Genomic DNA, 6,725 nt, shown 5'->3' with positions numbered 1-6,725 from the left:
TTTTGTTTTGTTCACTAGCGAATGCTAGCTACTAAAAACTATATTGATTACGTTTTGCTTGTTCAGTTTTCAAGGTTCATTTCGTTACCGTTTCTCAACAGCAACTCTTATATCATATCGCACTCACAACCATTTGTCAACAATTAATTTTATATTTAAATTTCTTTGTTTTTAAACAGTTATCTTAGCGACTTCTATTACTATACCATAATATTTTCATTATGCAAGCTATTTATAAAAAAAATATTAAAGCTGTTATTCCAAACACGCCTGGTATACCTAGTATAGCAATAGTTAAGACTGAAAAAAGATTGATAGGTATATTATAGCCTACATACCCTAGACTCATATGAATAACAAATAATAGAAGAAAAGCAAAAGCAAATCTAAACCAAAAAACGGACATTCCTTCTAAAATTTTACCCATTTTAGCATGTCTAATTATTACATAAAGAAAAAGAAGCACTACAGGCACACCAATACTCATAATTACTAACCACGACATCAGGTTTCCCCCTTTGAATGATATAATTATGAAAGTTTATGTTTCCTGTTTTGCTTCTATGAGTTTAAAAGTCTGTTATTTAATTAATACTTTTCGTATTCTAGCTTCTTTAAATAAATAGAAATGAATGCTCTCTGCTGCTTTTCGTTGAGCAATTAAATCTAAATCATAATCATCTAATAAATCTTCAATTAATTTAGCCTGTTGTAGATCTTCTTTGGTTTCTTTTATTAGACTCACAAGCTTGTCATCGAATTCTTTTTTTAACTTTCTTTTACTTCGGAAGAACATATTAATCCCTCACTCATAATTCTCGGCGGCCTTCCATTGCCTTCGATAACGTAACTTCATCTGCATATTCTAAATCTCCACCTACTGGTAGCCCATGGGCAATACGTGTTGTTCGAATACCAGAGGGTTTTACTAGACGGGAAATATACATGGCCGTTGCCTCGCCCTCAATCGTGGAGTTCGTAGCTAAAATTAACTCTTGAACTGTTTCATCCTGCAAACGAACTAACAATGAGGCAACATTAATATCCTCTGGACCAATACCATCCATTGGTGATATAGCTCCTTGTAATACATGATACATCCCGTTGTAGTCACGCATTTTTTCCATCGCTATAACATCTTTTGTATCTTGTACAACACAGATAATCGAATGATCCCGTTGCTTATCTGTACAAATATGACAGGGATCAATATCAGTTATGTTGCCACATACGGAGCAATAACTTAAATTTCGTTTAGCATCAATAAGTGCCTTAGAAAAGGATAAAACATCATCTTCTTTCATTGTTAACACAAAAAACGCCAGACGAGCCGCGGTTTTCGGCCCGATACCTGGCAGTTTCATAAAACTATCTATTAGTTTCGATATTGGTTCTGGGTAGTACATTTATTTACCTCCTAGAATGGAAGGTTCATGCCTTGAGTGAATTTCCCCATTGTTGCATTTGTTTTCTCGTCTACTTTTTTTAGTGCTTCATTTGTAGCAACAACGATTAAATCTTGAAGCATTTCGATATCATCAGGGTCTACTACTGAGGAATCAAGATTCACTTCTACAACTTCACGTTGGCCAGTAACAATTACTTTAACCATACCACCGCCAGCAACACCTTCAAATTGCTCTGCATTTAAGGCTTCTTGCGCTTCCATCATTTCCTTTTGCATTTTTTGCATTTTTTTCATCATACCTTGCATATTTCCCATTCCACGCATAAACATATTCCTCCTAAATGATTAATCTTCCACAATTTCTATAAAATCTTTACCAAACAACTTTTCCGCCTCTGTCACAAGTGGATCTTGTGAGGCAAGTGGCTGAGCATCATCGATAAACGGCTCATCAGGCATTTCTGCCGGTGGTGGCTCTAATAATTCCATCTCCTGCTCGGACACTGTTTGAGATTTTTTCTGCTGATGCAAACCATGATCACGAATAAACTCTTCACGTAATTTTAACCACGTTTCTTCAGGGGTACAAAGCATTTCATACATTGTACCAGTTTGCCCTGCAATTAATTGTGTGAATTGAGCTTTTAGAGATTGGTTATCAGCAACCATTTGACAATGAATATCATACTTGAATTTTAACACAAAAGCACTTGAAGATGCTGCTACAGGTTCAGCTTCTGCTAAAAGAGCAGATTGTGACTTTTGCATTTGGTTTAACGCTTGGGCCCAAACTGATTTAATCCGATGAACATCCTGTTTTGTTGCATCCTTTAGCACCTCTTGAATCCGTCCTGTTGGTGCTTTATAGCCATTTGGACTTTTAGCTCGTGGTCGTTGTTCTTTAGGTGCTTGCATCTGCTGCACAGGAGCTCCAGCCTGTAGCTGTGCTGACAATTGTTGTACCGTTTGCTCAAGTGCAACTATTTTTTGAGCCAGCTCTGGGCTCAATGCTGCTTCAACTGTAGAAGTTGTTTGACTAACTAGTCCACCCGAAAACTGTACCATTTTAAGTAATGCTGTTTCTAAATAGATTTTTGTATGGTGAGAGAATCGCATTTCTTGCTGTGTTTTCGCTAAAATATCTATGTAGCCGTATAGCAAGTCTGGTGCAAAATCATGTGCTAATGTAAATACACGTTCTTCCGGCGAAACTAGCTCTAATAGTTCGGTCAATTCATCACTTGTTTGTAGCAATAATAAGTCACGGAAAAATGTAATCAAGTCCTCTGAAAGACGAAGTGGATCCTTGCCATCTGCGATAAGCTGTTCTAATAATGCAAGCATTTGAGCAACATCTTTTACTTTTAAGGCTTCTGCTAAGTCATAAAAAACTTCCTGACTAATCGAACCTGTTACAAGTAGTGTATCCTCAAGCTTTAGCTTCTCTCCACTAAAAGAGACAACCTGATCTAATAAACTCAATGCATCACGCATACCGCCAGCAGCAGATTGTGCAATTACCTTCAAACCTTGTTCCTCATACGGTAGCTCAATGTCCTCTAATACAACCTTCATGCGTTCGATAATATCATTAGTTGAAAGTCGTTTGAAATCAAACCGTTGGCAACGTGAGATAATGGTTGCAGGCAATTTATGAGGCTCTGTTGTCGCCAAAATAAAAACAGCATGTGGAGGTGGTTCTTCTAATGTTTTTAAAAGTGCATTGAAGGCACTTGTAGAAAGCATATGCACTTCATCGATAATATACACTTTATATCTACTACTAGCTGGAGCAAAGCGAACTTTCTCGATAATATCACGTATTTCTTCAACTCTAGAATTAGATGCTGCATCAAATTCAATCACATCAGGGTGCGATCCATCTGTAATGCTTAAACAAGTGGCACATTCGTTACACGGCTCGTTCGATGGTGCTCGCTCACAATTCAAAGCTTTTGCAAAAATCTTAGCTGTACTTGTTTTCCCCGTTCCTCTTGGGCCAGAAAACAAATAGGCATGTGTGGTTTTGTTTGCTAGGAGAGCATTTTGTAGCGTTCTTTTGACATGTGCTTGACCAGACATTTCTCGAAATGATTGCGGTCGATACACACGATAAAATGCTTGATACGTCAATGATTTCCTCTCCTTTTCTTCATTAATTATAGAATAGTTCTATTATAACATTTGTCTAATAATAGTGTTATCAATTCAAAAAAATTGAAGCAATACACTGTGTCTTAGATTCATTTAGTTTCTATAATAAGATCATACAAAGTTTTCTCACCTGTTAAAATATAAAAAAAACGCATCCCGCCTAATGTAGACGGATGCGTTTGAATTGGCAATTTAATGCCGTGCACCTTTCTTTGACAGCCGCACATAAGCGTTACTCTTGTCGTTAGCTCAGATTAGGCAACCCCGCGGCACATGAATAAGACCACTTAATGCTGCTTCCTTCCGGACCTGACATGGTTCATGGGTATCCATTGCGCAGGACCCAATCGTCAACACTACGTGCAAAAGGCAGACCAAACAATACGGACAGCCTCAAAAAAGGAATTCAGTCTCGCTAGAGCGGATTGCGAGTTACAGGACACCGCTACCTTCCCACCTAGCACGGCAATAACTAGTATACTGACTGTTTTCATAAATTGCAACTTAATGCACATAATATTTATGTGGAAACATTTTTCAACAATGTCATTATAAAAATTTCAAAAATCAGTTGACGTGGAATACAAAACATGATAAATTAATTTTTGTCGATAAGACATCAGGTTAATATGGAGGTATACCCAAGTCTGGCTGAAGGGATCGGTCTTGAAAACCGACAGGCGGGTAACACCGCGCGGGGGTTCGAATCCCTCTACCTCCTCCAGTTTTTAAATTCCGACTACATCTGTAGCCGTTTTTTTTTTGCCTAAAAATTTGACATAATACATACAGATACCACTTCCACAAAGGTTGTGGTATTTTTTTATTGTTAAGAAGAAAATCAATTTCGCCTTGGCGTAATTGTAGCTGCCGCTTTGCTCTCGATACAAAAAACATTTGCTGAATGAAGATAAATTCATTAATAAGGGAGGATTTTTATGCATTCAAAACATTTAATTTCTCGTGCTTCCCTCACTTGGATTTTTTTAATTGCTATATTCACTGCTATTGGTAGTGAGATTAAAATAATGCCATTTGCTAATACAACTTTTCGCTTTGGATTAGGGACTATTGTTTTCTTTCTATGTACGCTTCTTAGACCAACGCCTTTTATATTAGCTGGTATTATAACCAGCATTGTGACAACAGCTTTTAGAGTCATTATAACTTCTACGACACCTGATGTATCATTAATAGATAGCATCTTTTTACATTTACCAGCAGCAGCATTTTATATACTTTTTGCATTATGTCTACAAATTTTAAATATCCATCGCTATCGAGAAAAACCGCTAATGCTTGGATTATTAGTTGCATTTAGTGAAGTAATAAGTAATTTAGCTGAACAATTATTTCGTTTTCTTGTTAATTCTTATACTTTTTTACTCGTTCATGATTTACTTATATTGTTAGCTGTTGCTTTATTACGTAGTTTCTTTGTAGTAGGTGTTTATAGCTCCATTTTAATTGCTGAACAAAAAAAACGTGTGCAGGAAATGCTTACTATTGGATCAGATCTTTATGTTGAAACGCTCTATTTAAAAAAATCGATGAATCATATAGAAACAATCACAGCTAGTGGGTTTGATTTATATCGACAGCTAAAATCGCAAGGCTATCGGACTGAAAGCTTACAGGCCTTGCATATTGCCCAGGAAATTCATGAAGTAAAAAAGGATTCACAACGTATCTATGCAGGAATTTCTAAAATTGTAGGGGAAAAGAGCTTTGGCCCCTTTAGAATGTCAGAATTATTACATTATATCGAGGATGGTAACAGAAAGTACAGCGAACTATTGGGAAAGGAAATTCACTTTAAAGTAAGTATAGATATGGACTTTCAAACAAAAGAACATATTGCATTACTAGCACTTTTAAACAATCTAACAGCAAATGCTATTGAAGCTATTGAAGATCAAGGTGTTATTTCTATTGCCATTAAACAACAACTGGGCGATATTGTAATCACAGTTTGTGATAATGGAAAAGGCATATCACAAGGTGATACCACTATTATTTTTGAGCCTGGATATACCACTAAATACAATATGGAAGGTGTCGCCGCAACCGGTATTGGACTTTCGCATGTTGCTGAATTAGTAAATAAATTAAATGGCTTCATAACCGTTGAATCAAACAATCAAAACACAATGTTTAAAATTACTGTTCCTACACAAACTATTCAAACGGGAGAGACTTAAATGAGGTATTTTATTGTAGATGATGATCGTGCAAGTCGGGTCATGTTAAAAACTATTATTGAAGATAGCGGGCTAGGTACTGTTATTGGCGAAGCTCGTAATGGGGAGGATGCTATCCCACAAATTTTAATGACACAGCCAGAGTTTGTACTAATCGATTTACTGATGCCAAAGCTTGATGGAATTGCAACAGTTGAACATCTAACTCAAAATCGTTTTGAGGGACAGTTTATCATGATTTCTCAGGTAGTCAATAAGGAAATGGTTGGTGAGGCATATGAACAAGGAATTGAGTTCTTTATTCATAAACCTATAAATCGTATTGAGGTTGAGAATGTTTTACGAAAAACAACAGAACAATTTCGCCTAAAAAATTCCCTATTGGTCATTCGTCAATCACTGACAAATATTGATTTGAGTGAGCAAATAAATCAGAAAGCCACATCACGTGATCATATTCAATCAATCTTAAACGATATGGGCATTGTGGGTGAAATTGGCAGTGAGGATATTATAGCTATCATTGAAACCTTGCTTGCTCATCAACACAAGATAGCCCCCCTACCTCCATTAAAAGAGCTTTATGAGGAAATTGCAGCGGTTACAAAGACCACACCTGATGAAATCTTGAAAGAAAGTAAAGCAATCGAACAGCGTGTACGTCGTACAATATTAGCTGCCATGATTAACCTTGCTAATTTAGGTGTCGTTGATTATACAAACTCTGAATTTGAATATTATGCGCCTCGATACTTTGATTTTAAGGAAATTCGTCAGCTTATGACGCAGATAGAAGATCATGAAAATCGTAAAGCAAAGGTAAATATTAAGAAGTTTATTCAGGTACTATATTCAGACATTTTAACAAAAGTAAATTAATTTTCTCGGATTTTGTCGGATTCCATAAGTCCTCCGTATTATTAAAGTAAGGCTAGTCCTAAAAATTTAATATTAGGGGGTAC

The 6,725-nt window shown here is 36.4% G+C and carries 7 protein-coding genes, 1 tRNA gene and 1 other RNA gene; 3 read left to right on the top strand and 6 right to left on the bottom strand.

All coding sequences use genetic code 11. The annotated features are described in order from the left end of the window. Window positions 1-232 precede the first annotated feature (232 nt). The 6 genes from B2R82_RS15830 to ffs form a co-directional block, all read right to left on the bottom strand. Window positions 233-505, bottom strand: a complete 273-nt coding sequence (locus B2R82_RS15830; protein WP_286925848.1) for a pro-sigmaK processing inhibitor BofA family protein — start codon at window positions 503-505, stop codon at window positions 233-235. 75 nt (window positions 506-580) lie between these two features. Then, on the bottom strand, window positions 581-796 hold the full coding sequence (locus B2R82_RS15825) for a YaaL family protein (RefSeq protein WP_286925847.1): 216 nt from the start codon (window positions 794-796) through the stop codon (window positions 581-583). A 13-nt stretch (window positions 797-809) separates the two neighbouring features. Next, window positions 810-1,406, bottom strand: a complete 597-nt coding sequence (gene recR, locus B2R82_RS15820) for a recombination mediator RecR (protein WP_286925846.1) — start codon at window positions 1,404-1,406, stop codon at window positions 810-812. Window positions 1,407-1,417: 11 nt separating this feature from the next. Then, a complete protein-coding gene (locus B2R82_RS15815) occupies window positions 1,418-1,732 on the bottom strand; it encodes a YbaB/EbfC family nucleoid-associated protein (protein WP_283870238.1) in 315 nt (104 codons plus the stop codon). Between the two features lie 21 nt (window positions 1,733-1,753). Beyond that, window positions 1,754-3,541: a DNA polymerase III subunit gamma/tau gene (gene dnaX, locus B2R82_RS15810; RefSeq protein WP_286925845.1), complete on the bottom strand. Its 1,788-nt coding sequence runs from the start codon at window positions 3,539-3,541 to the stop codon at window positions 1,754-1,756. A 219-nt stretch (window positions 3,542-3,760) separates the two neighbouring features. Continuing rightward, window positions 3,761-4,028: signal recognition particle sRNA large type (gene ffs / locus B2R82_RS15805), an RNA gene on the bottom strand. Window positions 4,029-4,193: 165 nt separating this feature from the next. Here ffs and B2R82_RS15800 point away from each other — a divergent pair. The 3 genes from B2R82_RS15800 (at window position 4,194) to B2R82_RS15790 (ending at window position 6,642) form a co-directional block, all read left to right on the top strand. Then, a tRNA-Ser gene (locus B2R82_RS15800) sits at window positions 4,194-4,286 on the top strand. Between the two features lie 214 nt (window positions 4,287-4,500). Further along, window positions 4,501-5,763 (top strand): ATP-binding protein, encoded by a 1,263-nt coding sequence (locus tag B2R82_RS15795; RefSeq protein ID WP_286925844.1) that lies wholly within the window; start codon window positions 4,501-4,503, stop codon window positions 5,761-5,763. Continuing rightward, window positions 5,764-6,642, top strand: coding sequence for a response regulator (locus B2R82_RS15790; RefSeq protein ID WP_054772368.1), 879 nt, complete (start codon window positions 5,764-5,766; stop codon window positions 6,640-6,642). Window positions 6,643-6,725: the final 83 nt, after the last annotated feature.

It is taken from the genome of Lysinibacillus sp. UBA6686 (genome assembly GCF_002455205.1).
GTDB lineage: Bacteria > Bacillota > Bacilli > Bacillales_A > Planococcaceae > Lysinibacillus > Lysinibacillus pakistanensis.
The sequence above is the reverse complement of the archived record's forward strand: the minus strand, read 5'-3'. Positions and strand labels throughout refer to the sequence as shown.

Coding starts and splice junctions, on each gene's coding strand:
- B2R82_RS15795 (WP_286925844.1), top strand. CDS start 4,501: ATGCATTCAAAACATTTAATTTCTCGTGCTTCCCTCACTTGGATTTTT.
- recR (WP_286925846.1), bottom strand. CDS start 1,406: ATGTACTACCCAGAACCAATATCGAAACTAATAGATAGTTTTATGAAA.
- B2R82_RS15830 (WP_286925848.1), bottom strand. CDS start 505: ATGTCGTGGTTAGTAATTATGAGTATTGGTGTGCCTGTAGTGCTTCTT.
- B2R82_RS15825 (WP_286925847.1), bottom strand. CDS start 796: ATGTTCTTCCGAAGTAAAAGAAAGTTAAAAAAAGAATTCGATGACAAG.
- B2R82_RS15790 (WP_054772368.1), top strand. CDS start 5,764: ATGAGGTATTTTATTGTAGATGATGATCGTGCAAGTCGGGTCATGTTA.
- B2R82_RS15815 (WP_283870238.1), bottom strand. CDS start 1,732: ATGCGTGGAATGGGAAATATGCAAGGTATGATGAAAAAAATGCAAAAA.